28 protein-coding genes, 1 tRNA gene and 2 pseudogenes are annotated in these 24,651 nt (G+C 74.6%); 19 read left to right on the forward strand and 12 right to left on the reverse strand.

Annotated elements, in window-relative coordinates; translation table 11 throughout:
- Positions 1-2 precede the first annotated feature (2 nt).
- The 6 genes from LPU43_RS23975 (at position 3) to LPU43_RS24000 (ending at position 5,731) form a co-directional block, all read left to right on the forward strand.
- Positions 3-881 carry a PH domain-containing protein gene (locus LPU43_RS23975; protein WP_229402768.1) on the forward strand — a complete coding sequence of 293 codons (879 nt, stop codon included), beginning with the start codon at positions 3-5 and terminating at the stop codon, positions 879-881.
- A 105-nt stretch (positions 882-986) separates the two neighbouring features.
- Complete coding sequence (locus LPU43_RS23980) at positions 987-1,781, forward strand: SigE family RNA polymerase sigma factor (RefSeq protein WP_229402769.1); 795 nt, start codon at positions 987-989, stop codon at positions 1,779-1,781.
- 53 nt (positions 1,782-1,834) lie between these two features.
- Positions 1,835-3,061 carry a hypothetical protein gene (locus LPU43_RS23985; protein WP_229402770.1) on the forward strand — a complete coding sequence of 409 codons (1,227 nt, stop codon included), beginning with the start codon at positions 1,835-1,837 and terminating at the stop codon, positions 3,059-3,061.
- A 112-nt stretch (positions 3,062-3,173) separates the two neighbouring features.
- Positions 3,174-4,055, forward strand: a complete 882-nt coding sequence (locus LPU43_RS23990) for a PHP domain-containing protein (protein WP_229402771.1) — start codon at positions 3,174-3,176, stop codon at positions 4,053-4,055.
- Positions 4,056-4,086: 31 nt separating this feature from the next.
- Complete coding sequence (locus tag LPU43_RS23995; RefSeq protein ID WP_229402772.1) at positions 4,087-4,701, forward strand: MarC family protein; 615 nt, start codon at positions 4,087-4,089, stop codon at positions 4,699-4,701.
- A gap of 199 nt (positions 4,702-4,900) precedes the next feature.
- Complete coding sequence (locus LPU43_RS24000; RefSeq protein WP_229402773.1) at positions 4,901-5,731, forward strand: RecB family exonuclease; 831 nt, start codon at positions 4,901-4,903, stop codon at positions 5,729-5,731.
- 138 nt (positions 5,732-5,869) lie between these two features.
- Here the strand turns inward: LPU43_RS24000 and LPU43_RS24005 are convergent, their stop codons facing one another.
- Positions 5,870-6,736: an oxygenase MpaB family protein gene (locus LPU43_RS24005; RefSeq protein WP_229402774.1), complete on the reverse strand. Its 867-nt coding sequence runs from the start codon at positions 6,734-6,736 to the stop codon at positions 5,870-5,872.
- Positions 6,737-6,808: 72 nt separating this feature from the next.
- Positions 6,809-7,237 (reverse strand): Fur family transcriptional regulator, encoded by a 429-nt coding sequence (locus tag LPU43_RS24010; protein ID WP_229402775.1) that lies wholly within the window; start codon positions 7,235-7,237, stop codon positions 6,809-6,811.
- Positions 7,238-7,482: 245 nt separating this feature from the next.
- On the opposite strand from LPU43_RS24010, the gene LPU43_RS24015 reads away from it, so the two are divergent.
- The gene (locus LPU43_RS24015; RefSeq protein WP_229402776.1) at positions 7,483-7,962 is read left to right on the forward strand and encodes a DUF2231 domain-containing protein; all 480 of its coding nucleotides are present in this window, start codon (positions 7,483-7,485) and stop codon (positions 7,960-7,962) included.
- Positions 7,963-8,057: 95 nt separating this feature from the next.
- Here the strand turns inward: LPU43_RS24015 and LPU43_RS24020 are convergent, their stop codons facing one another.
- On the reverse strand, positions 8,058-8,399 hold the full coding sequence (locus tag LPU43_RS24020; RefSeq protein ID WP_229402777.1) for a hypothetical protein: 342 nt from the start codon (positions 8,397-8,399) through the stop codon (positions 8,058-8,060).
- A gap of 65 nt (positions 8,400-8,464) precedes the next feature.
- Between LPU43_RS24020 and LPU43_RS24025 the strand changes: the two genes are divergently transcribed.
- Complete coding sequence (locus LPU43_RS24025) at positions 8,465-8,650, forward strand: hypothetical protein (RefSeq protein ID WP_229402778.1); 186 nt, start codon at positions 8,465-8,467, stop codon at positions 8,648-8,650.
- A 186-nt stretch (positions 8,651-8,836) separates the two neighbouring features.
- On the opposite strand, the gene LPU43_RS24030 is transcribed toward LPU43_RS24025, so the two are convergent.
- The 3 genes from LPU43_RS24030 to LPU43_RS24040 form a co-directional block, all read right to left on the reverse strand.
- Complete coding sequence (locus LPU43_RS24030) at positions 8,837-9,397, reverse strand: flagellar biosynthesis protein FlgA (protein WP_229402779.1); 561 nt, start codon at positions 9,395-9,397, stop codon at positions 8,837-8,839.
- 199 nt (positions 9,398-9,596) lie between these two features.
- A complete protein-coding gene (locus LPU43_RS24035; RefSeq protein ID WP_229402780.1) occupies positions 9,597-10,007 on the reverse strand; it encodes an FmdB family zinc ribbon protein in 411 nt (136 codons plus the stop codon).
- 18 nt (positions 10,008-10,025) lie between these two features.
- Positions 10,026-10,685: a 5-formyltetrahydrofolate cyclo-ligase gene (locus tag LPU43_RS24040; protein WP_229402781.1), complete on the reverse strand. Its 660-nt coding sequence runs from the start codon at positions 10,683-10,685 to the stop codon at positions 10,026-10,028.
- 109 nt (positions 10,686-10,794) lie between these two features.
- On the opposite strand from LPU43_RS24040, the gene LPU43_RS24045 reads away from it, so the two are divergent.
- From LPU43_RS24045 to LPU43_RS24070, 6 genes are all read left to right on the forward strand, one after another.
- The gene (locus tag LPU43_RS24045; protein WP_229402782.1) at positions 10,795-13,287 is read left to right on the forward strand and encodes a diguanylate cyclase; all 2,493 of its coding nucleotides are present in this window, start codon (positions 10,795-10,797) and stop codon (positions 13,285-13,287) included.
- A gap of 9 nt (positions 13,288-13,296) precedes the next feature.
- The gene (locus LPU43_RS24050) at positions 13,297-14,253 is read left to right on the forward strand and encodes a UTP--glucose-1-phosphate uridylyltransferase (protein WP_229402783.1); all 957 of its coding nucleotides are present in this window, start codon (positions 13,297-13,299) and stop codon (positions 14,251-14,253) included.
- The gene (locus LPU43_RS24055) at positions 14,250-15,557 is read left to right on the forward strand and encodes a molybdopterin molybdotransferase MoeA (protein ID WP_229402784.1); all 1,308 of its coding nucleotides are present in this window, start codon (positions 14,250-14,252) and stop codon (positions 15,555-15,557) included. Before LPU43_RS24050 ends, LPU43_RS24055 begins: the two co-directional genes overlap by 4 nt.
- Positions 15,558-15,813: 256 nt before the next feature.
- Positions 15,814-16,422 (forward strand): GNAT family N-acetyltransferase, encoded by a 609-nt coding sequence (locus LPU43_RS24060; protein ID WP_229402810.1) that lies wholly within the window; start codon positions 15,814-15,816, stop codon positions 16,420-16,422.
- 179 nt (positions 16,423-16,601) lie between these two features.
- The gene (gene sepX / locus LPU43_RS24065) at positions 16,602-17,396 is read left to right on the forward strand and encodes a divisome protein SepX/GlpR (RefSeq protein ID WP_229402785.1); all 795 of its coding nucleotides are present in this window, start codon (positions 16,602-16,604) and stop codon (positions 17,394-17,396) included.
- Between the two features lie 341 nt (positions 17,397-17,737).
- Positions 17,738-17,811, forward strand: a tRNA-Ala gene (locus tag LPU43_RS24070).
- A 64-nt stretch (positions 17,812-17,875) separates the two neighbouring features.
- On the opposite strand, the gene LPU43_RS24075 is transcribed toward LPU43_RS24070, so the two are convergent.
- Both LPU43_RS24075 and LPU43_RS24080 read right to left on the reverse strand, forming a co-directional pair.
- Positions 17,876-18,298: a tyrosine-type recombinase/integrase gene (locus LPU43_RS24075; RefSeq protein ID WP_229402786.1), complete on the reverse strand. Its 423-nt coding sequence runs from the start codon at positions 18,296-18,298 to the stop codon at positions 17,876-17,878.
- Between the two features lie 630 nt (positions 18,299-18,928).
- Positions 18,929-19,447 (reverse strand): annotated as a pseudogene (locus tag LPU43_RS24080) (IS3 family transposase); the annotation flags it as partial.
- On the opposite strand from LPU43_RS24080, the pseudogene LPU43_RS28815 reads away from it, so the two are divergent.
- Positions 19,444-19,554 (forward strand): annotated as a pseudogene (locus tag LPU43_RS28815) (GntR family transcriptional regulator); the annotation flags it as partial. The pseudogenes LPU43_RS24080 and LPU43_RS28815 overlap by 4 nt on opposite strands.
- On the opposite strand, the gene LPU43_RS24085 reads toward LPU43_RS28815, so the two are convergent.
- Complete coding sequence (locus LPU43_RS24085; protein ID WP_229402787.1) at positions 19,512-19,667, reverse strand: hypothetical protein; 156 nt, start codon at positions 19,665-19,667, stop codon at positions 19,512-19,514. The pseudogene LPU43_RS28815 and the gene LPU43_RS24085 sit on opposite strands and share 43 nt — an antisense overlap.
- Positions 19,668-19,809: 142 nt before the next feature.
- On the opposite strand from LPU43_RS24085, the gene LPU43_RS24090 reads away from it, so the two are divergent.
- On the forward strand, positions 19,810-20,586 hold the full coding sequence (locus LPU43_RS24090; RefSeq protein ID WP_229402788.1) for a class I SAM-dependent methyltransferase: 777 nt from the start codon (positions 19,810-19,812) through the stop codon (positions 20,584-20,586).
- Between the two features lie 542 nt (positions 20,587-21,128).
- On the opposite strand, the gene LPU43_RS24095 is transcribed toward LPU43_RS24090, so the two are convergent.
- Positions 21,129-21,764, reverse strand: a complete 636-nt coding sequence (locus LPU43_RS24095) for a class I SAM-dependent methyltransferase (RefSeq protein ID WP_229402789.1) — start codon at positions 21,762-21,764, stop codon at positions 21,129-21,131.
- A 163-nt stretch (positions 21,765-21,927) separates the two neighbouring features.
- Here LPU43_RS24095 and LPU43_RS24100 point away from each other — a divergent pair, with 163 nt between their 5' ends.
- Genes LPU43_RS24100 through LPU43_RS24110 form a run of 3 tightly spaced genes read left to right on the forward strand, consistent with a single transcriptional unit; the run spans position 21,928 to position 22,747 of the window.
- Positions 21,928-22,362 carry a DUF2975 domain-containing protein gene (locus tag LPU43_RS24100; RefSeq protein ID WP_229402790.1) on the forward strand — a complete coding sequence of 145 codons (435 nt, stop codon included), beginning with the start codon at positions 21,928-21,930 and terminating at the stop codon, positions 22,360-22,362.
- On the forward strand, positions 22,362-22,568 hold the full coding sequence (locus LPU43_RS24105) for a helix-turn-helix domain-containing protein (RefSeq protein ID WP_091094605.1): 207 nt from the start codon (positions 22,362-22,364) through the stop codon (positions 22,566-22,568). Before LPU43_RS24100 ends, LPU43_RS24105 begins: the two co-directional genes overlap by 1 nt.
- Before the next feature lie 11 nt (positions 22,569-22,579).
- A complete protein-coding gene (locus tag LPU43_RS24110; RefSeq protein WP_229402791.1) occupies positions 22,580-22,747 on the forward strand; it encodes a hypothetical protein in 168 nt (55 codons plus the stop codon).
- 90 nt (positions 22,748-22,837) lie between these two features.
- On the opposite strand, the gene LPU43_RS24115 is transcribed toward LPU43_RS24110, so the two are convergent.
- Together LPU43_RS24115 and LPU43_RS24120 are read right to left on the reverse strand one after the other, a co-directional pair.
- Positions 22,838-23,899: a DUF4352 domain-containing protein gene (locus LPU43_RS24115; protein ID WP_229402792.1), complete on the reverse strand. Its 1,062-nt coding sequence runs from the start codon at positions 23,897-23,899 to the stop codon at positions 22,838-22,840.
- An 80-nt stretch (positions 23,900-23,979) separates the two neighbouring features.
- A complete protein-coding gene (locus LPU43_RS24120; RefSeq protein ID WP_229402793.1) occupies positions 23,980-24,636 on the reverse strand; it encodes a 4'-phosphopantetheinyl transferase family protein in 657 nt (218 codons plus the stop codon).
- Positions 24,637-24,651 lie beyond the last annotated feature (15 nt).

Here is a 24,651-nt window from a genome sequence, read left to right on the forward strand (position 1 = left end):
CGATGGGAAGCCCCTCCGGTCCACCCTTCGACCCCGACGACCCTGACCGGGAGCGCCGGGATCGAGACACGGAGCCGATTCCCCGCATCGGGCCCGACGATCCACCGGGCCCCGGGCGGGGGACGGGTTTCTCCGACGGTCCGCCCTTTTCGGACGATGTCGGCTACGGCGACGGCCCGTTCGCGGGCGAGGGCCGCTCCGGGCGCGCCTGGGTGCGTGACCCCGAGGCCAGCTACCAGCCTCCGCAGATCTCCGAGGAGGAACTGGCCGGCCTGCGGGTCGACGCCTCCGGCATGCCGAGTGGCCCCCGGCGCGTCCTTCCCCTGGAGGACGAGCCCAGTTCGCTGGTGGCGCGCTACCTCTTCCCCACGGAGCGGTACCGGGGCGAGTGGAAGCGGCACTGGATCCACCTCACCACCCCGATCATCGTGGGCATCGCCGCCACCTTCATCCTCGGCTACCTCTCCGGCTTCCTCGCCGGGCGGGACGTCAGCGCCCTGACCACCGTCGCGGTGCTGCTCTGGTTCGCGGTGATGGGCTGGGTCGCCTGGAAGGTCGCGGACTGGTGGTACGACCGGTTCATCCTGACCAACAAGCGGGTCATGGTGGTCACCGGCATCGTCACCCGGAAGGTGGCGATGATGCCGCTGGCCCGGGTCACCGACATGAAGTACGAGCAGAGCCCCGCCGGTCGCGCGCTCAACTACGGCACGTTCGTGCTGGAGTCCGCCGGCCAGGACCAGGCGCTCCGTGAGATCAAGAACCTTCCCAACCCGAACGAGCTCTACCTGCGCGTCGTCGAGGAGATGTACGAGCCGCAGGCGGTCGAGGCGCGGTTGGGCAAGGAGGCGGACGAGGCCAAGGCCGACGACGGGGCGTGAAGCCTCTCGTCCGAACATCGGGGAAACAGCGCACCTTTCGCCGTCGACCCGCGCCGTACCGCCGTGGCAGCCTGCCAGCAGACACGGGGGCGGGGGAGGTGGGCGGTGGTCGGCAGGGACCCGCTGGAGGAGGAGTTCCGGGAGTTCGTCGCGGCGCGCTCCGGTGCCCTGCTGCGCACCGCGTACCTGCTCGCGGGGGACTGGGCCACGGCCGAGGACCTGCTCCAGACGGCGCTGACCAAGACGTACCTGGCCTGGAAGCGGCTCGGCGGCATCGAGGCGATCGAGCCGTACGCCCGCCGGGTCATGGTCAACACCTCGACGAGCTGGTGGCGGCGGCGCTGGCACGGTGAGCGGCCGACCGCCGTGCTGCCGGAGCGGGCCGGGGCCGACGAGATCGAGCAGCAGCTCGACCGGGACCTGCTCTGGCGTCACCTCCGGGCGCTGCCCAGCCGGCAGCGGGCGGTGCTGGTGCTGCGCTTCTACGAGGACATGTCGGAGGCGCAGACGGCCGCCTTGCTGGAGATCTCCCCGGGCACGGTGAAGAGCCAGACCTCCCGGGCCCTGGCCACCCTGCGGCGGCGGCTCGGGGAGCAGGCGGCCCTCGACCTGCCGGCCGCGCCGCCCACGGCGACCCGGCCCGCCGGCCGCACGTCGGCCGGAGCCGACAGGGGCGCGGCGACCATGTCCGTCGGCCGCACGCCGCGCCGGCCCGTCCCGGCCGCTGCCGCGCCCGGCACCGGCCCGACCGACACCGCGCCGCCCCGGGCCCCGCGTCCCCCGGAGGCCCCGCGTCCCCCGGAGGTCGCGCTTCCCGGGGCCGCCGCGCCGCCGGGCGACGCCGCCGCTTGGCCGGTCACGGCGGTGCCGGCCGCCTACACCGGCGCGGAGGGGAGGTGAGCGGCGTGCGACGGCCCGACAACCGACACGCCACCTCCGGGCGTTCCACAAGCATGACGACGGACGAGCTGGAGCGCGCCGTCCGGGAGACCTTCGCCCGGCAGGTCGCCATGCCCCGGCCGTTCGCCGCCGACCCGGCCGGCCTGGCCATCCGTCGGGCCGTCCGGGCGCGCCGCCGCCGCGCCCTCGCCGGCACGGCCCTCGCCGGGCTGGCCACCGTGCTGGCCGGCGCCGGTGTGACGCAGCTCGCCGGGCAGGCGGGGCACCACACCACGCCGACCGTGGTGCTCGGCGACCCGCGCGGCTCCTCCGCCCGGCCGGCCCCCGAGCCGGTGCCGAGCCCGCCGTCGGCCCCCGATCGGGTGCCGGACGGCGTCACGGTCGACCTGGTCCTCGGCGGTGCCCTGCACCCCACCGGGGCTGCGGCCATTCCCCTCGGGCTGGTCGCGGCCGACCGGGCCCAGCGTCTGCCCGACCGGGCCGGCTGGCTGGTCGTGGGCGAGCCCACGGTGGCGGGGCGGGCCCTGCTCGCCGTACGTCCGGGCGGCTCCACCCGGGTGCTGCTCGCGGGCGCCGAGGCGATCGCCGTGGCCCCCGCCGGTGACCGGGTCGCCTGGCGCGCCGGCGACCGCCTCTCCGTCGCCGGGATCGTCGGCGACCAGATCGTCGCGGTCACCAGCACGCCGGCCCCGGGCGCGGCCGTGCCGGCCGGCTTCGCCGGGGACGCCGTCCTGGTGCGCCGGGAGCCGGGAGGTCCCGGGTACGCGCTCTGGCGGCCCGCCACGGGTGTCCTCCCCGTCGACCCCTGGCGCGACGTCCTCGCCGTCCACGGGGCGCTGCCGGACGGTCGGCTGGTCGGCCTGGTCGACGCCGGTACGCCCCGACGACCCTGCCTGGCGCTGCTCGACCCCGCCCGGGGGCTGACGCCCACCCGTACCGCCTGCGGGCCCGCCCTTGACAGCGACGGGGCCGGCGGGGTCTCCGGCGACGGCCACTGGCTGCTGCTCAACGGCCGTAGAGCGGCGTCGGGCGCCACCGGGGCGCTCCTGGTCGACCTGACCACCCTCGCCGGGACGCCGGTGGCCCGGCCCGCCGGCCCCGCGCTGACCGGCGCGGTGTCCTGGACGCCGGCGGGGACCGCCTGGTACGTCGACGCGCGGGACCGGCTGGTCTCGTTCTCCGTCGACCGGGTGCTCGCCGGGAACCGGGCCGCCGAGCCGGTGGCCGGAGTCGAGGCGGCCGGGCGGCGGCCGGTGGTCGTCACCGACCCGGCCCGGTGATCCCCGCCGCGAGCCGCCACAGCCCTGCCCCGTCTGGCGGACGGCCGGCGACAGCCCGCGCGTGGCGGACGGCCGGCGGCGGGCCGCGCGTGGCGGCGGGTAGCTTCGGACGATGACCCCGTGCCCCGTGACCGCCGACGCCCGCATCGACCTGCACGCCCACTCGACGGCCAGCGACGGCACCCTCACCCCGGCGGAGCTGGTCCGGGCCGCGGCCGACGCCGGGCTGGACGTGCTGGCCATCACCGACCACGACAGCACCGCCGGCTGGGCGCCCGCCGTGGCGGCGCTGCCCCCGGGGCTCACCCTGGTCCGGGGCGCGGAGATCTCCTGCCGTTGGTACGACGCGCAGCCGCCGGTGGCGCTGCACCTGCTCGCGTACCTCTTCGACCCCGAGGAGCCGGAGCTTTCGGCGGAGCTGGCCCGGGTGCGGGCGGCCCGCGAGGTGCGCGGGGAGCGGATCGTCGAGCTGCTGCGCGCCGACGGGGTCGACCTGAGCTGGCCGGAGATCCTCGCTGCGGCGGCCGGGGGGACGGTCGGCCGGCCGCACATCGCCCAGGCGCTGATCCGGGCCGGGCTGGTGGCCACCACCACCGAGGCGTTCGGGCCGGACTGGCTGGGCCAGCGGTACCGGCTGCCCAAGGCCGACATCGACGTGTTCCGGGCGGTCCGGCTGGTCCGGGCGGCCGGCGGCGTGCCCGTCTTCGCCCACCCGAGGGCCAGCCGCCGGGGTCCGATCGTGCCCGACGAGCTGATCGTCGAGCTGGCGGCGGCCGGGCTGGCCGGGCTGGAGGCCGACCACGAGGACCACTCCCCGGCCGAGCGGGAGCACGTGCGGGCCCTCGCCGCCCGGCTGGGTCTCTTCGTCACCGGCTCGTCTGACTTCCACGGCACCCACAAGACCGTCCGGCTGGGCGCGTTCACCACCGCCCCGGAGGCGTACGCGCGGATCGTCGCCGAGGCCGGCGGGGTGACCCCGGTCGCTTCGACCTGATCGTCTCCGCCCGCGCGGCTACCGTGTCCGGGTGGATCTCAAGCTCTTTGTCGAGGTCTTCGTGACCCTGCTGGTCATCGTCGACCCGCCGGGCATGATGCCGATCTTCCTCGCGCTGACCGGACCGCTGCCGGCCCGCGACCGCAACCGCGCCGCCTGGCAGGCGGTGGCGCTGGCGCTCGGGGTGATCGTGATCTTCGCGGTGGCCGGGCAGACCCTGCTCGACTACCTGCACGTGGACCTGCCGGCGCTCCAGGCCGCCGGCGGGCTGCTGCTGGTGCTCGTCGCCCTGGAGCTGCTGACCGGCAAGGCCGACGACCCCGCCCAGCAGGCCACCTCCAACATCGCCCTGGTGCCGCTGGGCACCCCGCTGCTGGCCGGCCCGGGCGCGATCGTGGCCACCATGCTCTTCGTCCAGCAGGCCGACCGGGCCGTCGACTACGGGGCGATCGCGGCGGCCATCCTGGCGGTGATGCTCACCGTCTGGATCGTGCTGCGCTTCTCCGGCGGGATCGTCAAGATCCTGCGTCCCGGCGGGATCGAGGTGCTCACCCGCATCGCCGGCCTGCTGCTCGCCGCCATCGCGGTGCAGCTCATTGCCGACGCCATCGCCGCCTTCGTGACGCAGTACATCGACATGGCCTGAGCGGGCCCCGCCCCGCCGACCGCTGTCGTACACGGGTGGCAGGATCAGTCGGGTGCGACCAGCCTCCTCCTCCGGGCCTTCCTCCGGGCGCGGCCGATCCGCCGAGCAAGGCCGATCCGCCGAGCAAGGCCGATCCGTCGGGCGCGGCCGGCCCCCGCGCGCCCGCGCCGGCCAGCCCGAGCAGCTCGGCTTCGACGGCATGCCGCAGCGGCTGTTCGTCTGCACCCCCAGCAAGCTCGGCGCGTACGCGGACTGCCCCCGTCGCTACCGCTACTCCTACGTCGACCGGCCGACGCCGCCGAAGGGCCCGCCGTGGGCCCACAACTCGCTCGGCGCCAGCGTCCACAACGCGCTGAAGAACTGGTACGCGCTGCCCGCCGACCGCCGTCGCCCCGAGGCTCTGGCCCGGCTACTCAAGGGCACCTGGGTGCGCGAGGGGTACCGCGACGACGAGCAGGAGCGCGACGCCTACGGGCGGGCACTGGCCTGGCTGGAGTCCTACGTCGGCACGCTGGAGCCAGAGGCCGAGCCGGTCGGCGTCGAGCGGGTGGTGGCGGTCAAGACGGCGGTGCTGGCCTTCAACGGCCGCGCCGACCGGATCGACTCCCGCCCCGGCGCGTCCGGCCCCGAGCTGGTCATCGTGGACTACAAGACCGGCCGCACCGGACTGGGCGCCGACGACGCGCGCGGCTCGCAGGCGCTGGCCCTCTACGCGTACGCCGCCGAGCGGGTGTTCCGCCGGCCGTGCCGTCGGGTGGAGCTGCACCACCTGCCCACCGGCACGGTCGCCGCGCACGAGCACACCGCCGAGTCGCTGGCCCGGCAGGTCACCCGCGCGGAGGAGACCGCCCGGGACATCATGGCCGCCGAGCAGGCCGTCGCCGACGGCGTCGACCCCGACGAGGCGTTCCCGACCACCGCCGGGCCGCGCTGCGGCTGGTGCGACTACCGCCGCACCTGCCCCACCGGCGCGCAGGTGCCGGGCAAGGAGCCGTGGGCGGCGATGGACCGCCGCCCCGCCGAGGGCTGACCCGAGCTGGGCGGGGCCGGTGGCGAGCCGCGCCTGGGCTGAACCGAGGGCTGGGCGGGGCCGGTGGCGAGCCGCGCCTGGGCTGAACCGAGGGCTGGGCGGGGTCGGCGGCGAGCCGCGCCAGGGCTGGCCCGGGGTCTAGGCGGGGTCGGCCAGGCCGGCGGCGAGGCGCGCCGCCCGGGCCTTCGCGGCCTGCTGGAGCGGGCCCTCCCGCCAGCGGCGCGGCAGGGCCGCCAGGCCGAGCCGCAGGGCGCGGACGGTCACGTCGGCCGACAGTTCGGTGGTCGGCAGCCCCAGCCCGCCGTACATCCGCCGGGCCCAGGGTGGCAGCAGCGCGAACGCGGTGCCGGCGACGCCGAGGTAGGCCAGGCGGGGCGGGCCGAGGTTGACGCCGATGCGGGCCGGGAGGCTGAGCTTCCACGGCAGGGGCGGCGCGGCGAGGAAGAGAGCCGTCTCCGCGGCCTGCCGGGTGATCCGCAGCTCCGGCCGGATGCGCCGGTAGTACTCCGCCACCTCGGCCGCCGTGCCCGGCACGTCGGCCGGGTCCAGCCCGACCAGGGCCGCCGCCCGGCGCTGCTCGGTGTAGTAGCCGTCGACCTCGGCGTCGGTCAGCGGGAGGCCGGCCCGGCGGGCGGTGCCGAGGAAGGACTCCACCTCGGTGACGTGCACCCAGCGCAGCAGCTCCGGGTCGTCGATGCGGAACTCCTCCCCGGTGAACGGGTCGGTGGCCCGCAGCCGGCCGTGCAGCCGGCGCAGCCGCGCCCCGGCGGCCTCCGCCTCGGCGGTGGTGCCGTAGATGACGGTGGCGACGTAGGTGGAGGTGCGTACGAGCCGGCCCCACGCGTCCGTGCGGTAGCTGCTGTTCCGCGCCACCCCGGCCATGGCCCGGGGGTGCAGCGCCTGGAGGTAGAGCGAGCGCAGGCCCGCGACGATCAGGATCGGCTCCTCGTGCACCTTCCACGTCACCGATCCGGGACCGAACAGGCCGAGGTCATCGGAGTCCACCCGACCAAGGGTGCCACGCCGGTCCGGACGGGCCGGAAGTCGCCGGGGCGGGAGCGGACGTGGCCGGGCGGGTCAGACGTCGGCGGTGCGGCGTCGCTGGCAGGTCGGGCAGAGGCCCCAGAAGGTCACCTCGGCCTCGTCCACCTCGAAGCCGTGGGCGGTGTTCGGGTCGAGGCAGGGCGCCGCGCCCACCGCGCAGTCGATGTCGGCGATCTCACCGCAGCCCCGGCAGACCACGTGGTGGTGGTTGTCGCCGGCCCGGGCCTCGTACCGGGCGGGGCTGCCGGCCGGCTCGAGCCGGCGGGAGAGCCCGGCGCGGGACAGCGCGCCGAGGACGTCGTAGACGGCCTGGGTGGAGACGGAGTCGAGGCGCTTGCGCACCCGGCGGGTGATCTCGTCCACCTCCAGGTGGCCGCCCTCGGCGAGGACGCCAAGCACGGCGAGGCGCGGTCGGGTGACCCGCAGGCCCCTCGACCGGAGCAGTTCCTCACCACCGGGCACGCGTCCCATGACAGCACGGCCCCCAGCAGGGGACAAGCGAGCTGGGCGCGGGGGTGGCCCGCGCCACAGCCCGACCGACCCGAAGGCGGTCGCCGCCGCGTAGCGAAACGACCGCAGATTGTTGCCGGAACGCTGAACCGGACCCGACCAGCGCGCGTGTACCCGGTCGTCAGAACCGTCGTTGGGGGCCGCGTCGTCGTACGCCGGCCCGCCGCGACGGACCGCGTCCGCCGCCGGAGGTGACGGTGTTGAGGGATGTCAACGGGCTGCCCACCCACGTCCTGGTTATCCACGCGACAGTGGTGTTCGTGCCGTTGCTGGCGCTGCTCGCCGCCGCCTACGGGCTGGTGCCGAAGTGGCGTGCCCGGCTGGGTTGGGCGGTGACGATCCTCGCGGTACTCACCCCGATCGTCACGGTGGTGTCGACCGTATCCGGCAAGGCGCTGCAGGAGACGTTCCAGGAGAAGGGCTTCGACCCGTCCCTGCTCGCCCAGATCAGCGCGCACGCCGACTACGGGGGGAGGCTGCTCTGGTTCACCCTCGGCCTGGCGGTCGCGACCATCCTCCTGCTGCTGGTCACCCGTGGCGACCGGGTCTCCCGCCTGCCGTCCTGGGTGCCCCTGCTGCTGACTGTGGTGGTGATCGCGCTCGGCGCGGCCGCGCTGGTCTACGTCTACCTGACCGGCGACTCCGGCGCCGAGGCGGCCTGGGGCCAGATCCTCTGACCGGCTGGCACCCGCGCCTGTCATGCCGCCCGGCACCCGCGCCTGCCGCGTCGGCCGGTGCCCGCGCCCGTCACGTCGGCCGAGGCCCGGGGCCCTCAGAAGATCGCGCGGGAGCAGAGCAGGCAGACCAGGGCGACCAGCACCACGGCGACGACCCCGCCGACGCCCCAGGTGACCCGCTGCGCCCGCTGCTCCGCCGCGTCCAGCTCGGCCATGTCCTGCGGCGGGAGGCGTCGGGGCGGGGCCGGTTGCACGTGCACCGGGGGCCGCCAGCCGGGCAGCGGGGGCGTGCCGGCCGGCGGCCCGCCGTACCCGGCGGCCGGGCCGCCGGTGCCGCCCGGCGGCACCGGTCCGGCCGGCGCGCCGCCGGTGCCGGCGTGCTCCGGCGGACGGCGCCAGTAGTCGTCCTCGGGCCGGTCACCGCTGGGCGTCGTCACGCCGTCCGACGCTACCAACACCGCAGGCGCGTGGCCGGCCGGACGCGGGCCGGGCCCGGGTAGTCTTGCCGCTCGTGAGCATCGACCCGGGGACGCAGGCACGCGGCGACGACGACCGCGCCGTCGACCTGAGCGAGGACTTCGTGGTGCTGCCCGAGCAGACCTCCGACGACACCGACCGGGGTTGGGGCGAGTCGTCCGGCGGCAACGACGACTGGCTGCTCGCCGAGCGCCCCCCGCACTGGGGCTGACCGCCCCGCCGGGCCGCCCTCGGTCGGCAGACAAGGTGATCAAGAGGTTTGCGTCGGGAAACCAGCCGGACCCCGACGCAAACCTCTTGATCGGCTCCGCGCAGGGCCTCGGCTCCGCGCAGGGCCGAAGGCCCTGCGCAGGCCGCCTGCGCGGCAGGGCGGGTGGCGGTTCGGTGCCGGGGTGGGTCAGTTGCGGATCATGATGGCGAAGCGGGTGTTGTCCGGGAGGGTGACGGCCTTGCGTGCCTGGGGCGGGGACAGCGCCAGGTAGAGGGCCGAGGAGCCGTCCGTCGCGTCGGCCCCGATGACGTCGAGCACCAGCGCGCCGGGGGCCACCAAACCCGCCCCGCCGGGCGGGCCGCCGGCCGGCACCGCGAGCAGGTCGACCCGGGCGCCGGGGCGGACCACCGCGAGGGCGGCGGGCTCGGCCAGTCGGATCGGGACGCCGACCGCCCCGTCGGGCAGCGGCAGCGCGGACGGCGGTGCCCCGGGGCCGGGAGGGGACGCCCGCCCGTGGGAGGCGGACGTGCCGGACGGCGCGGTGCCGGAGCCGGTAGGCGGGCCGCCCGGAGGTCGCGTTGCGGCCGAGCCGGGTGACGCTGCCGGTGGCGGTGGGCAGCCAGGCGGGGCGTGCAGGACGGCGGCGGCGAGGCCGAGCAGGGCGGCGACCAGCGCGGCGCGCAGCAGGGCCGACCGCCCGGGGAGCCGGGGCCGCCGTACCGGACGTAGTGACCCGGTGTCCGCCACGGAGCCCTCCCGCCCCGCCCCGGCGAGTGTCGGGGCGTCCGCCTTCGTCCCCGCGCCGCGACGGCGTCGGGAGCAGCAGGCTAGCCGGGAAGCAGTCGGCCCCGCCCGCGTCGGGGCGGGGCCTGTGGACAACGGAGCCGGCTGTGGACGACCCCCACCGGGCCCGATGATCTGCTAAGGGCGCGGAGCCGGTGGCCGGTCAGGAAGCGCCGGAGCCGGTGGCGGCCGACGCCTTCGCTGAGCCGCCCGAGGACGACGACCCCGACGACGAGCCGGACGACCCGGACGAGGACCCGTTGGACGACGAACCCGAGGACGCGCCCGCCGACCCGCTCGACGAGCCGGAGTCGCCACCGGAGGACGACTCGGACTTCGCCGGCTTGCCCGTGCCGTTCTTGGCCGGGTCCGAGCCGGAGCGGGAGTCGGTGCGGTAGAAGCCCGAGCCCTTGAAGACGATGCCGACCGAGTTGAAGACCTTGCGCAGCCGCCCCTCACACGCCGGGCACTCGGTCAGCGGCTCGGCTGAGAAGGACTGCACCGCCTCGAGCTGGTGGCCGCACGCGGTGCAGGCGTACTGGTACGTGGGCACGTTCTCCTCCGGATCTGGCACGGCCGGTTGGCACTCGACTCATTCGAGTGCCAATGGTGCGTCATCGGACCCGGGTTCGTCCAGCGGAAGTCCCGGGACCGCCACGGAGTCGCCCGTCAGCGTACGCAGGCCGCCGCCGGGGGTCACCACCGCGCGGACCGAGCGGTCGTGCGGCTCGACGGGGAGGCGTTCGCGCAGCTCACCGTCGTGCAGCAGGGCCACCGTCAGGGCGGTGTCGCCGACCCGGGCGAGCGCCCGGTCGTACGAGCCGCCGCCGCGCCCCAGCCGCCGCCCGCGCCGGTCCACCGCCAAGGCCGGCACCAGCACGAGCCGCGCTCCGGCCACCGCCGAGGGGCCGAGCCGGGGGCCGGTCGGCTCCCGCAACCCGCGCCCGGCCGCCACCAGACAGCCCGGCCCCGAGTACGCCGCCCAGTCCAGGTCCAGATCGTCGCGCAGCACGGGCAGGAGCAGCTCGCCCCCGGGCGGCAGCGCCGCACGAAGCGCCTCGGGAAGCCCGGGGCCGCCCGGCTCGGAGCCGACCGGGACGTACGCGGTCATCCGGGCGGGACGCAGCCGGCGTACCAGGTCGGTCAGCGTGGCCCGGACGCGCGCCGCCGCCTCCGCGCGGGCCTCGGCGGGCAGCGCGTGGCGGCGGGCGAGCAGCTCGCGCCGGGCGCCGCGCTTCGCCTCACGGGCCACTTCCGCTTCATGAGAAAAATCAGGCACGCAACACTCCTGACGCAACGTTTGCCGCTCGGTCGCACTGTGTCAGCATCGCTACATCGGGCGCGAACTTCCGGGGGGAGCGTTGACGCTACGCGGGCGGTTGACGGCGGCCTTCCTCGCGGTGGCGCTCGGTCCCGTCCTGCTCGGGGCGTTCTTCGTCGGCTCGACCCTGGCGGCCGTCGACCGCAGCCGCTCGGCGGAACGGCTCGGCCTGGCCGCCGCGACGGCGCGTACCTCGGTGGACGCCCTCTGCCAGCAGTTGCGCGCGGCGGCCGACGCGGTGGCCCTCGCCGGCCCCGCCGCCCGGGCGGGCGCGGCCGGACAGGTGGTCAGCCGGGGCCTGGCCGCCGCCGTGCTGGTGACCGACGTGACCGGCAGCCCCGCCTACACCACCCCCGGCGCCCCGGCGCGGCCCTGGCGCGACTGCGCCGCCGCCGGCCCGGCCGCCGGCCCGGTCCGGGCCCTCGCCGCCCGGGTGGGGCTGCGCGACCCGACCGGCGCGGACCTCGGCACGGTCGCCGCCGCCCAGCCGGTCGACCCGGAGTTCGTGGCCCGGCTGGCGGCGGTCACCGGCGTCGCGGTCACCGTCCTCGACGGCGCGCCGGGCGCCGTCCACACCACCGAGGCCCCCCGGGTACGCGACGCGGTGCTCGCCGCCGCCCGCCGGGCCACCGACGACCGGGTCGCCGACACGGGCGACGGCCGGTACGTGCGCCGGATCGGCCCGTCGCCGGGGCAGCCGCTGCCACTGGTGCTCTCCGTCCCCAGCGAGCAGCCCCCCGGCCTCTACGCGGCGCTGGTCGGCGCGGTGGTGCTGGCCGGGCTGCTGGCGGTCGCCGCCGCCTGGCGGCTGGCCCGGGTCACCACCCGCCCGCTGGCGGAGCTGGCGAGCGCGGTGGACCGGGTGGCCCGTGGCGACCTCGACGCCCGGGTGCCGGTGCGCAGCCGCGACGAGCTGGGCCGGCTGGCCGGCGCGTTCAACCGGATGACCCGGGAGACCGCCGCCTACGTCCAGGCGCTTACCAGCAGCCGCGACCAGTTGCGCGGGCACCTCGCGGTGCTCGGCGACACCCTGGCCAGCACCCACGACCTGCACCGCATCCTGCGGGTCATCCTGCGTAGCGCGATCGCCGCCACGGGGGCCCGCGCCGGGGCGGTGCTGCTGGTCGACGGCGGCGCGCTGGTCGGCCAGTGCGCGGAGGGCCTCGACGGCCGCTGGCCCGACGCGGGGCCGGGCCTCGACGGCCGGCCCGACGTGGGGCCTGGCCTCGACGGGCGCCGGCCCGACGCGGGGAGGGGGTCCGACGACCGCCGGCCGGACGCCGGGGCGGGGTCGGAGGCGAGCGGGCCGGAGGCGATCGACGCCGGGGCGCTGCGGGTGCCGGTGGGCCGGGGGATCGTGGGCGCGGTGGCGGCCACCGGCGAGCCGTCCCGGGGCCGGGCCGACCCGTCGGCGGAACCGACGGGGGAGCCGCGCTGCGAGGCGTACGTCGCGGTGCCCTTCGCCGCCCCCGGCGGCCCGGCCGACCCACCGTCGCGGGCCGGGGCAGAGCAGGCCGGACCGGAGCGGGCCGGGGTGGAGCAGGCCGGACCGGAGCGGGCCGGGGTGGAACAGGCCGGGTCGGAGCCGGCAGCGGCGCTGGGGGTGCTGGTCCTCTACGACCGGCTCGGCGGGGACGAGTTCGACGACGACGACCTGGTGACCCTGCGGACCTTCGCCGGGCACGCGGCGGTGGCGCTGGAGAACGTGCGTATGCACGAGGAGGCCCAGCGGCTCTCCCTGACCGACCCGCTGACCGGGCTGTGGAACTACCGCTACCTGCGCGAGTCGCTCCGCCGGGAGGTGGAGCGGGCCAGCCGGTTCGGCCGGATGCTCAGCGTCCTCGCCCTGGACCTGGACCGCTTCAAGGCGATCAACGACACCTGGGGGCACGCCGCCGGGGATGCCGTGCTCGCCGAGTTCGCCCGTCGGGTCCGCGGCGAGATCCGCGAGGTGGACCTGGCCTTCCGCCAGGGCGGGGAGGAGTTCGTGGTGCTGCTGCCGGAGACCGACGCCCGGGGGGCGGCCATCGTGGCTGAGCGGCTCGGGGCGGCCACCCGGGACGTGCCCGTCCCGCTCGACGGGCCCGGCGGCGCGGCCATCAGGGTGACCGTCTCCGTCGGCATCGCCGTGTACCCGGACCACGCGACCACCGGCCAGCAGGCCCTCGACGCCGCCGACGTCGCCCTGTACGCGGCGAAGGCGGCCGGCCGGGACACCTGGCGGCTCGCCGAGGCCCGGCCCTGGCCCCCGGTGGAGGAGATCGTCGTGCCGACGACGTCGGTCAGCCCGCCCGACGGCCTGCCCCGGGCCGGTGCGGCGGCCGATCCACCTGTGACGGCGACCGATCCGCCGGGTGCGGGGAGCGATCCGGCGGGCACGGCGGCCGATCCGTCCGGCCCGCCGGCCCCCGCCGGGGCGACCGTCGGCCCGCCCGACCGGGGCCCCGGGTGGCCGGATCCGCCGGTGGCGCGGTCCGGGCCGGGCGGCGCGTCTTCCGGTCCTCACCCGTCGCGGTCCGCCCGTGGCCGATAGTCTCGCGACATGTCGGAGCACTCAGCGAACCCCTCACCGGCCGCCGCCGGTCGTTCCCGCGCGGTCAAGGCCGTCATCCCGGCCGCCGGCCTGGCCACCCGGTTCCTGCCGGCCACGAAGGCGGTGCCCAAGGAACTGCTGCCGGTCGTGGACCGGCCGGTGCTGCAGTACATCGTCGAGGAGGCAACCCAGGCCGGCATCGAGGACGTGTTGCTGATCACCGGGCGCGGCAAGACATCGATGGTGGACCACTTCGACCGGCGGCCCGACCTGGAGGCCCGGCTGGAGGCGAAGGGCGACGCCGAGCGGCTGGAGGCGGTGCGCCGCCCCAGCGAGCTGGCCGAGATCTACACCTGCCGCCAGCCCGAGCAGCTCGGCCTCGGCCATGCCGTCGGGTACGCCGAGTCGCACGTCGGCGACCAGCCCTTCGCGGTCCTGCTGGGCGACGAGTTCGTCAAGCCGTCCGAGCCGCTGCTGCCGGCGATGCTGGAGCTTCAGGCCCGCACCGGCGGGGTCGTGCTGGCGTTCTTCGAGGTCGACCCGGCCGAGACCAAGCGGTACGGCATCGCCTCCGTCGAGCCGGCCGAGGCGGAGCTGACCGACGTCGGCGAGGTCGTGAAGGTCACCGGCATGGTGGAGAAGCCGAAGCCGGAGGACGCGCCGAGCAACCTCGCGGTCCTCGGCCGGTACGTGCTGCCGGGGCGGATCTTCGACGCGATCCGGCGCACCGAGCCGGGCAGCGGCGGCGAGATCCAGCTCACCGACGCGATGGAGCTGCTGCGCACCGAGGGCGTCCCGGTGCACGCGATCGTCTACCGGGGCACCCGCTACGACACGGGAATGCCGCTGGGGTACCTCCAGACGGTGGTGCAGATCGCCGCCGAGCGGGACGACCTCGGAGCCGAGTTCCGCGCCTGGCTCGGCGAGTTCGTGAAGGCCGACGCGTCGGTCGGTTCTAATACATGACCGCGACGGCCGACGCCGAGGCGGCCGCGAACGAGTTGACGCCGCTCGCCGACTACCTGGGCAGCGTGCTGCGCAGGTTACGCGCGCTGCCTCCGCTCGACCTCGACCTCACCCAGGCGTACGGCAACGTCCTCGCCGAGGACGTCGTCGCGCCGCACTCCTTCCCCGCCTTCGACCAGGCTGCCGTGGACGGGTACGCGGCCCGCTGGGACGACCTCTCCGGCGTGGGCCGGGCGGCCGGCTACGCCGCCTCCGGCGCGCCCGGCTCCCGCACGTTGCGGCTGAACGTGGTCGGCGACCTGGGGGCGGCGAGCTGGCGTCCCGTGCGGCTCACCCCCGGCTCCTGCTTCTCGGTGGCCGCCGGGGCGCCGCTGCCGATCGCCGCCGACGTGGTGGTGCCGGTGGAGTGGACCGACCAGGGCATGGCCGCCGTGGAGATCTTCCGCACCCCCAAGCGGGGGTACGGGGTGCGCCGCGCGGGCGAGGAGCTGCCGGCGGGCACCGTGCTCGCCCGCGCCGGCGCGTACGTCTCCCCGGCCCTGGTCGCGGTCTTCGCCGCCACCGGGATCGGGCACGTGGTGGTCCGGCCCTGCCCCCGGGTCGTCATCGTGGCGACCGGCGACGAGCTGGTCGACGTGGGCCGGGGCAGCCAGCCCGGCCAGGTGGTCGACGCGAACTCCCACGCCCTGACCGCCGCCGCCGCCGAGGTCGGGGCGCTGGCGTACCGGGTGGGGATCTGCGACGACGACCCGGAGGGGCTGCGGGGGCTGCTGGAGGACCAGACGCTGCGCGCGGATCTGATCATCACCACCGGCGGCACCGGCACCGGGCCGGGCGACATGGTCCGGCGCATCCTGTCCCGCCGGGAGGGGGGCCGGGCCGGGCCCGTCACCTTCACGGACGTGGCCCTCTATCCCGGCACCGCCCTGGGGTTCGGTACGGTCGGCGCCGAGGAGGTGCCGGTGGTCTGTCTTCCCGGTGAGCCCGGCGCGGCGCTGATCGGCTTCGAGGTGCTGGCGCGGCCCGCCATCAACCTCCTGGCCGGGGCCGAGCCGGTGTTCCGGCCGAGCGTCCGCGCGCACCTGCTGGAGACCTGCACCTCGCCCGGCGGGCTGCGCGAGTTCCGCCCCGCGCACGTCGCCGAGCGGCGCGGCGGGGGGTACACGGTCCAGCCGCTGGCGGGCGGGCCGTTCACCCTCTCCGGCCTGGCCGACGCGAACGGCCTGATGGTGCTCGGCGAGCGCGTCACGACCGCCGCCGCCGGCTCCACGGTGGACGTCCTCCTACTCGACCGGCGCCGGTGAGCGCGAGGAGTGAGCTTGCGAGCCCCGCAGTCGCGAGCAGGGCTGGCAGGGTGAGCGCGAGGAGTGAGCTTGCGAGCCCCGTAGTCGCGAGCGGGGCGGGCTCGGTGAGCGCGAGGAGTGAGCTTGCGAGCCCCGTAGTCGCGAGCGGGGCGGGCTCGGTGAGCGCGAGGAGTGAGCTTGCGAGCCCTGCGGTCGTGAGCGGAAGGCGGGCTGGGTGAGTTCTGTGTGGAGCGGGCGGTCGCCGGGGTGGCCGGTGGTGCTGGCGGACGGCCCGGTGCTGCTGCGCCCGTACCGGCGCTCCGACGCGGCGGACTGGTCGGAGGTGCGCCGCGCCAACCAGGCCTGGCTGGCGCCGTGGGAGTCCGCGCTGCCGGGTAGCTGGCACGAGCTGAACTCGCCGGCCGCGTTCCGCTGGGTGCGCCGGGACCAGCGCCGGTCGGCCCGCACCGGCGAGGGGATGCCCTTCGCGGTCTGCCTGCGCGAGAACGGGCGGGAGCGGCTGGTCGGGCACCTGAACATCGGCAGCATCGTCCGGCGGGCGTTCTGCTCCGCGTACGCCGGGTACTGGGTGGACTCCCGGGTGGCCGGTCAGGGGGTCATCCCCACCGCCCTGGCGCTCGCCGTCGACCACGCCTTCGGCCCCGGGAGGCTGCACCGGATCGAGGTGAACATCCGGCCGGAGAACAAGCCGTCCCGCCGGGTGGTGGAGAAGCTGGGCTTCCGCGAGGAGTCGTACCACGTGCGGTACATGCACATCGACGGTGCCTGGCGCGACCATATCGGATATGCCATGACCAGCGAGGAAGTAGCGGCCGAGGGCGGGCTGCTGGCCCGCTGGCACCGACTGCGTGCAGCGATGAGGTGAACCGTCCCACCCGGACGTGATCGGCGCGGCGCACAATCAAGATGGTTGGCGGCCCGTAACCTCAAGTAACTGCAAGCTGTGGCAAGCGCTGCACGCCCGCACGATCGGCCGCCCGAAGCGGGGTTCGTCGAATATTGTGCGGTCACGCGACGGTTGCCCCGAATTCGGTGACGGGAGGGGTGAGGGTGCCGACCTCGGTGCTCCTCGCCGTCCTCGCCGCCGCCGGTCTGCTCGCCCTCGCGCCGGCGTTGGTTCGCCGGTACGACGCTGCCGAGCGGCTGGTGGCGGAGCGGGCGCAGTCGACGGCGCGGGTGCTCCAGCGCCGCCGGCGGCGTCGCACTGTCCCCGGCCGCCGCCCGGTGAACGCGCCGCGTGCCCTTGTGGTCACCCTGAGCGAAGATGCGACCACTGGAAGCCTCACCGCGCCGGTCTCCGCCCCGCCCGCCCCGTCCCGGCGGCGACGCCGGCTGAGCGCCGTCCCGCCCCCCGGCAAGTCCCGCCGACGGGTCGCCCGCCGCCGTCAGCACACCCCGGCGGTCTACCGCCGCCGTCGGGTGCTGGCCGCCCTGCTGCTGCTCAACTTCGTCGAGCTGATCGGCGTGGTCGTGGTCGGCCCCGGGTTCTGGATCAGCTTCTCGGTCACGGCGACCCTGCTGCTGGCGTACGTCGTGCACCTGCGCAGGCTGGTGCTGGCCGAGCGCCGGCGGCGGCGCGCCCGGGCCCGCGAGGCGGCGTGGCTGGCCGCACGCCAGGCCGAGGTGCGCCGGGAGCAGGCCCGCCGGGCGGCGGCCCGCCGGGAGGCCCAGCGCCGCCTGGCGGCCCAGCGCGAGGCGGTACGCCGCACGGCGATGGGCCTCGACCGCCCGGCCGACCTTCCCCCGGCGGCCAGCGGCGGCGGCTCGGTGTCGTACCGGCGCGCGGGCGGGCTGCGGGGCCGCCCGTACCAGTCGGGCCGCACCTCCCACTCGGCCTGAGCCCCGCTTCACCGGTCTGCGGTGTCCGGGCGCGGAATGAGCCGGCCCCGCGCGACCTTGGTCGGCCCCCGTGCGCCCATGATCGGCTCCGCGCGGCCTTGATCGGCACGGTGCGGCCCTGATCGGCCCCGCCGGCCTTGATTGACTCCGTGTCGGCGACATCGCGGTATCCCACCCCCGGTGACCCCGCCATGTCGCCGTCACCGCGTCCGGCCTCGCCCTCGACCGGGGTTTTCGGCGACAGGTGGGGCGGATTCGCTCGGTGGGCGGGTGTGCTGTTAGTCTTGTCGCCGGCCCGCCCGGTGAAAGCCGGGTGGGACCGAAGCCGGTTCGCCGGCGGAGGGGCTGTGGCGCAGACCGGTAGCGCACCTCGTTCGCATCGAGGGGGTCAGGGGTTCAAATCCCCTCAGCTCCACCCAGAACATCAATGGCCAGCGGAAACGCTGGCCATTGATCGTTTGGCACAGATCCGGCACAACTCAGCCCGGAAGGCCCACCCCCGAGCGGTTGCCCGCAGCCTCCCGAAGCGCCGTGCTGACGATGTTGCGGCGACGGTTCTTCTTCGGCCACCAGTGCACGTACGTCTCCAACGTGATCCGCAGGCTGGAGTGCCGTAGCGCGTTCTGCACGTCGGTCGGGTCGGCACCCGAGGTGATCAGACGCGTCGCGAAGTAGTGCCGCAGGGAGTGAAACGTGCCCTCGTCGGGCCAGCCCGCCGCCCGGCGCCAACCACGCCACAGGTCGGACCAACGCTGATCATGAATCGGCCTGCCCTGTTCGTCGGTGAACAGCAGCGGGACCGCCCGCCGCTTCGCCGGCTTCCCCGGGTCGGGTGTCCCGGCGGTGATGTCGGCCAGCTCGACCAACGCGGGCGGGTACTTGCGGACGTGTTCCGCGAGCACCAGCGCCACATGGTCGTCAAGGGCGGGCCTGCGGCCCGCCGCCGTGTTCGCGCCGGGGCGCGCGTGCGGCCTGGCGGCCGGTCACGCCCCGGCGCACGGCGTATCAGGGGAGCCCTTGACAGCCGCAGTGCAGCTCCACGGCCGATTGGGCTAACCCCTCGTGTGCCCCGGCGTCAGAACGGGCCGCCGCCGGGGACTGAGCGCCGAGAATGACGCGCGGGGCAGGACCGGCAAGCCCCAAGCATGGGGGCGGCGTCTGCGGTGTCCGAGCAGACGACCCCTGTGCCAGCTCCTACCGAGTCCGGGTCAGGTCAAACCCTGCGCCTGGAAGGGGGTGGGCAGCCGCCGGGGTCGGGGCGATCGGCCAGGAGCCGACTCCGCGCCTGGTCGCGGTTTAGGTCAAGAGCGCCGCTGTGGCGGTGTCCGCCGGGTGCCGGACCGTGACACGAAAGCCGACCCCGACCCCGGGCGCCCATCAGATCGACGGGCAGAGTGCAGGCCCGCCAGCCTGACGAAGATCTCCCGTTTGTTGACAGCGTTGCCCCGCTCATCGAGCTGGTAGCCCGTCAGCCACACCCAGCCTGGATAGGTGGCTTGAGGTGAGGTTCCCCCCGGGATGTGGACACCGGGTTATGCCGCGACCTGATGCAGCGTAGTCGGCGCAAGGGTCTGTTCGTAATCGGCGGGGCTGAGGTAGCCGAGTGCGGAGTGGCGGCGCCGGTGGTTGTAGAAGGCGATCCACCGGAACATGTCGCGGCGGGCATCAGTCTCGGATGTCCAGCGTCGGCGGTCGACGTCCAACTCTCGCTTCAGGGTGGCGAAGAACGACTCGGCCAGGGCGTTGTCGTACGACGAGCCGGTGCGCCCCATCGAGCGGCGGATGCCGTGCCGTTGGCAGGCGTCGGCGAAGTCACCGCTGCCGTATTGGGCGCCCCTGTCCGAGTGGAAGATCACGCCGTCGACCTGGCCGGCGCGGGCGGCGGCTGCGGCGTCCAAGGCGTCGATGACCAGTTCCGCGCGCATGTGGGTGTTGATCGACCAGCCGATCAGGCGGCGGGTGGCGATGTCGATGACCGTGGCCAGGTAGAGCCAGCCGCCACCGACGCGCAGGTAGGTGATGTCGCCGCACCACCGCTGGTCGGGTGCGGTCGTACGGCCTGGCGCGCGGCACGATCCTGCACACGGTTCGGGTGTTGGTCGCTGAGGACCTGGTCTACGTGGTGCCCGGGAAGGGCACGTTCGTAAAGCCGCACTGAATAGAGCGCAGGCCGCCGACGAACGAGGTGTGACAGGTTGCCTTGTCGCCCTGGGTGTCGGCCGTCAGCACCGGAGTGAGCCAGACGACATCGGGATGCGGACGATCGATCATTACGTTGAGTGACGACGGACCGTTTCTGGCGGCGTCCTGATCTGCCGATGACCGGTCGTCGTTGCTTCAGAGTTCCGCTGCCCGTGATCGGCGGCTGGGTCGCGCGAAAAGACCGAGCATCGACGGCGCAGATCGTGCCAGGATGCTCGGCATGTCTGGTCGCGCACTGAGCTTCGGAGCGATGGCGGAAGCATACGAACGGTTCCGGCCGGGGTATCCCGTGGAGCTTTTCGACATGGTGATGACGTACGCGGGTCAGCCGGTTCGGACTGCCCTCGAGATTGGCGCTGGGACAGGCAAAGCAACCCGCCTGTTCGCTCACCGGGGGCTCACGGTCACCGCGACCGATCCTGACGGGGCCATGCTCGCCGAGCTGCGTAAGCACGTGCCAGCAAACGTCAAGACCGTGCAAGCCGCGTTCGAGGACTTGCGACCGGGCGAGAGCTACGGGCTGGTTTATGCGGCAGCGGCGCTGCATTGGACGAACCCGGAGAGTCGGTGGTCGCGCATGGCCGCGCTGCTGAAGCCGGGTGGCGTGTTTGCCTCGTGCGGTGGACCAGTCCGGCTGGCTGACCCGGCGGTGGAGGAGGCTGTGCGCGCGGCCCGGGCACCGTTCTTGGAGAGCGACGAGGTTCCGTCTCCAGATGGGACGCCTCTGGGACATGACATGCAGTGGCCGGGTACGGAGCTCCAACGGTCTGAGTGGTTCGCCGATGTTCAGCAGTCCATGATCGAGCGGCGCTTGACGATGAGTGCTCGCGACTACGTTGGCCATCTCTCGACCATCTCGGCTTATCTCGTATTGCCGGCCTCCGAGCAAGAGCAGGTATATAGCCGGATCATGCAGGTCCTGCCTGAGACGGTCGAGATTGCCGCCGACATCACCCTCCATCTCGCGCGGCGGCGCTGCGAGAGGTAGTGCCTCGATAAATCAGATGTCCCCCTGCCAACGGTCATCCGGATCTGCCGCGATCCGGGCGTTGGCCGACTGCTGCCGGTAACTGAGCGTAGGCCTTGATGCGGAGGCTGGCTGGGCCGATGGCCAGCGGCATGCTGCTTCTCGGAGCGGGCGGATCTTTGTACGTCAGCGCGTACCTGACGCTGTAGCGGAATCCGTACGCCGAAAGCTCGATCAAGTTCGATGCTCTGGCATGATCATCGGGCACAGATCCGGCACAACTGAGCCCGGAAGCGCCTGTAAAACGTCGAGAGACGCTGAGGACTCCAGCCCTGATCAGGGGCCAGATCTGCCCGATTCTGGATGATCTTTACTTGGCCCAAGGCATTAGGGGTTCAAATCCCCTCAGCTCCACCCAGTTCAAAGGCCGTTTCCGATAAGTCGGAGACGGCCTTTCGGGTCTTGGGCGGCAGTCGGGCGGGCCCGTTCCGCTGAGAGGCCGTCGGCCCCGTGGCTGCCCGGAGGGCAGGTCCCGCCGGCGCGAGGCCCTGCCCCCTCGATCATCAGGCGCGCCGCTCTCCGGCCCCGGCTCGCAGGTCCGTCGCGGTCGCGGCGATCGCGGCTTGCGGTCGATGGGTGTCGTCGCCGGGCCTCCGGAGGCGCTCGACCTCTGTGAAGCCCGCCCGCGCCAGCCGTTCGGAAAGTTCGTCGGCGGGCCAGCGGTAGGCCGTCACGACCTTGTGGTCGAAGGCGGCGACCTCGTCGCCGTCGAAGAACCCGACCACCAGGGCCCCGGACGGGGCCATCGCTCGCCGGAACTCGGCCAGTACGCCGTCGAGGTCCTGCGGCGGCAGGTGGATCAACGAGTAGTAGGCCAGGATGCCGTGGACCGAGTGGTCCGCGACGTCGAGGTTGGTCATCGACCCGAGGCGGAACTCGACAGTCGGGTGGGTGGTCGCGGCGTGGGCGATGAACTCGGGGACGACGTCGATGCCCGCCGCGTCGGAGCCGAGCGACCGGAGGTGCGCGGTGAGGTGACCGGGCCCGCAGCCGAGATCGAGCACCCGGCCGGGCCGGTTCGACAGGTGACGCCCGATGAGGGCGAGGTCGTCGGCGGGCACCTGCCCGGTCGTGCCGAACAGCTCGATGTAGAGATCCGCGACGGAGGCGTACGCCCGCTGGACCTGCTCCACGTTCATCGCGCGACTGTAAGCCCTGCGCCGTGTCCCGGGGGCCCGCACGCGCCGTCCCGGCGGGATGCCGCTCCGATTCCCAGAACCTATTGACAATCGATAGAATCAAAGCGATATTCGATATATGGTTACGGAGCGTCGAGCGGTCGCGCCGCTCAGAGTCTTCCTCGTGCTGTTGTTCGGCATCCTGGTGATGTTGCAGACCTTCTCGCTGCCCGGGCAGTTCGCCCACATGGCCCGGGAGTCCCCGGACCTCGCCCACCTCCGGTGGCCGATGACCGCCGTCACGGTTTTCTGGGTGCTCTGCGTCCAGGCGGTGGTCGTGTGCACCTGGCGGCTGCTCACCCTCGTGCAGAGGGACCGCATCTTCAGCGACGCCGCCCTGGTCTGGGTGGACGCGATCGTGTGGTCGATCGCCGCCGCCTGGGTGGTGCTGCTGGGCGTGTTCCTCTACGTCGGCTTCCAGGCCGACGACCCGGGACTGCCGCTGCTGCTGTTCCTGCTGCTGGTGGGGGTCGCCGCGCTGGGGCTGCTGATGGTGGTGATGCGGGCGCTGCTGCGGCAGGCCACCACGCTGCGGACCGACATGGAGGCGGTGATCTGATGCCCATCGTCGTCCGCATCGACGTCGAGCTGGCGAAACGCAAGATGAGCGTCGGCGAGTTCGCCGAGCGCGTCGGGCTCACCCCGGCCAACGTGGCGGTGCTCAAGAACGGCCGCGCCAAGGCCGTCCGCTTCAGCACCCTGGAGGCGATGTGTCGGGTGCTCGACTGCCAGCCCGGCGACCTCCTCGAATGGGTCGAGGAATGAGAGGGGCAGCCATGAAGTACGTCCTCGGCCTGGTCGTCGTCCTCGCCGTCGCGGCCGGCGTCGCCGGCATCGTGCACGGGGAGGCCGACGACTCCCCGGGCCTCCAGCTCCTGGGTGCCGTGCTCGTCGTCGGCGCGGTCGCGTTCGGCGTACGGCTCGCGCGCGGCAGGTGGCGGTAGGTCCGTCCCGGGCCACCTGTGCAACGGAGGCCGCCCCCGTCGGGGCGGCCTCCGCCGAGGAACGAGCCGCGCGGCCTACGGCACCGGGGCCTACGGCTTCCAGGATCCCGCGGTCTCCAGCCTGTGCCGGTACTCCATGACGCCGTCCTTGTCCGCCACGTCGAAGGTCACGCTGCCGGTGCGCTTGCTGCCCTCCGGCAGGTTCACGCCCGAGTCGAGCAGGTCGCCGCAGCCGGCGAGCGCGCTCGCGAGCCCGTTCTGCGTGGTGCCGTCGGTGGCCACCCACTGGAAGTAGAACGGGTTGATCGACATCCTGCCCTTCTTCACGGTCGCGGTCACGTCCGCCGTCAGGTAGAGGCCCTTGTCGGGATCGGGCGAGTAGGACCGGCAGCCCTTGGTCGAGGTGCGGAACCGCAGCACCGTGATCTCCAGGGTGCCGTCCTCGTCGTCGATGACCAGGGTCTCGCCGGCCTTCAGGTTGAAGGCCCTGCCGCTGCTCGGGCGGGTGGGGGAGACCGGGCCGGCCACTCCGGGTCGGTCCGGGGCGCTGGTCAGCCAGGGCTGGGGCCGATCGGCCTTCTTCGCGGCCTCGTCGATGCCCTTGCCGATCACCACGATGCCGCAGACGCAGCAGAGCAGTGCCAGCACCGCCACGACGGCCAGGGTGATGAAGACGGGCTTCGCGCTGCTGCTCTTGCCCGGGCCGTGCGGGTAGCCGGGGCCGCCCGGCGGGTACGGCGGGAACGGCGCTTTCGAGACGGGCGGGTACGGCGCGCCGGACACCGGCGGGTAGGCCGCGCCCGGGGGCGGCGGTGGGTAGGCCGCGCCCGGCGGGTAGGCGGCGCCCAGGTCAGGTGCCTGGTAGGCCGCACCCGGCTGGTAGCCCGCGTCCGGTGCGAGCGGCGCGGAGAAGGGCCCCGGCTGTGGGTACGGCGAGCCGGAGATCGGCGGGTACGGCGAGCCGGAGGCTGGTTGCGGGGCGCCGCTGACCGGCGGTGGCGTCCACGGCGCGCCGGAGACCGGCGGTTGCGGGGTGGTCGGCGGGGGCAGGGGTGCGGTCGGGTCGGCCGGCCAGTGCGGAGCCGGGGCGGTCGGGTCCGGGCTCGGCTGGTAGGGGTCCTGCGGCCCGTAGGGGGGCTGGGGGTGACTCACCGTACTCCTCGGCACCTCATGGCGGTCTCGAACGCCCTGACGGTATCGTCGCCGGCCAAATCGCGGTCACCGCCACCGGCTCAGCGCGGTGACAACACGGCGGCGCTGCGGACCAGGTCGGCGTCGACCGAGAACCGGCCGGTGACCGTCGCGGGTGGATCGGGCACCGGGGCCGCGTCCAGCCGAGCGGGGGCGATCCGGGCCGTGAACAGCCCGGACTCCGGGTCGAGCGTGACCCGGGCGTCGTGGAAGTCGAGCCACGTGCCGACGACCGGGTGCCACACCTTGTAGATCGTCTCCTTGACGCTGAAGAGCACCGCCGCCCAGGAGATCCCGCCGGGCAGCCGCGCGCAGTCGTCCCACTCCTCGGGCAGGCCGACCAGCCGGCGTACCCCTGCGTTCAGTTCCCGGTGCCGCTCGGCGTCCATGCCCACGGAGCGCACCTCGTCGGCGCGGGCCACGGCGGCTGCGCAGTAGCCCGGGGTGTGCGTGATGGTGCCGACCACCCCGGCCGGCCAGACCGGCGCGCGGTTCGGCGCGGACGGAACCGCGACCGCCGGCACGCCGAGCCGGGCGAGCGCGCGCCGGGCGCAGACCCGCCCGGCGGTGAAGTCCCGGCGACGGCTCTCCACCGCCCGCTCACCGAGGCAGGCCCCTTCCTCGGGCAGCAGCTCGCCGCGCCAGTCGTCGGGGCCGGCGACGGCCACCGCGACCTCGGGCGGCAGCAGGTCACGCACGCCGGGCCACCGGGA

Source organism: Micromonospora okii, from assembly GCF_020884795.1.
Classification (GTDB): Bacteria; Actinomycetota; Actinomycetes; order Mycobacteriales; family Micromonosporaceae; genus Micromonospora; species Micromonospora okii.

What these genes read in the sequence shown, in the direction of transcription:
- LPU43_RS23975 (WP_229402768.1), top strand. Translation starts at nt 3, where the DNA reads ATGGGAAGCCCCTCCGGTCCACCCTTCGACCCCGACGACCCTGACCGG.
- LPU43_RS23985 (WP_229402770.1), top strand. Translation starts at nt 1,835, where the DNA reads ATGACGACGGACGAGCTGGAGCGCGCCGTCCGGGAGACCTTCGCCCGG.
- LPU43_RS23990 (WP_229402771.1), top strand. Translation starts at nt 3,174, where the DNA reads ATGACCCCGTGCCCCGTGACCGCCGACGCCCGCATCGACCTGCACGCC.
- LPU43_RS24000 (WP_229402773.1), top strand. Translation starts at nt 4,901, where the DNA reads ATGCCGCAGCGGCTGTTCGTCTGCACCCCCAGCAAGCTCGGCGCGTAC.
- LPU43_RS24050 (WP_229402783.1), top strand. Translation starts at nt 13,297, where the DNA reads ATGTCGGAGCACTCAGCGAACCCCTCACCGGCCGCCGCCGGTCGTTCC.
- LPU43_RS24055 (WP_229402784.1), top strand. Translation starts at nt 14,250, where the DNA reads ATGACCGCGACGGCCGACGCCGAGGCGGCCGCGAACGAGTTGACGCCG.
- LPU43_RS24085 (WP_229402787.1), bottom strand. Translation starts at nt 19,667, where the DNA reads ATGATCGATCGTCCGCATCCCGATGTCGTCTGGCTCACTCCGGTGCTG.
- LPU43_RS24090 (WP_229402788.1), top strand. Translation starts at nt 19,810, where the DNA reads ATGCTCGGCATGTCTGGTCGCGCACTGAGCTTCGGAGCGATGGCGGAA.
- LPU43_RS24095 (WP_229402789.1), bottom strand. Translation starts at nt 21,764, where the DNA reads ATGAACGTGGAGCAGGTCCAGCGGGCGTACGCCTCCGTCGCGGATCTC.
- LPU43_RS24105 (WP_091094605.1), top strand. Translation starts at nt 22,362, where the DNA reads ATGCCCATCGTCGTCCGCATCGACGTCGAGCTGGCGAAACGCAAGATG.
- LPU43_RS24110 (WP_229402791.1), top strand. Translation starts at nt 22,580, where the DNA reads ATGAAGTACGTCCTCGGCCTGGTCGTCGTCCTCGCCGTCGCGGCCGGC.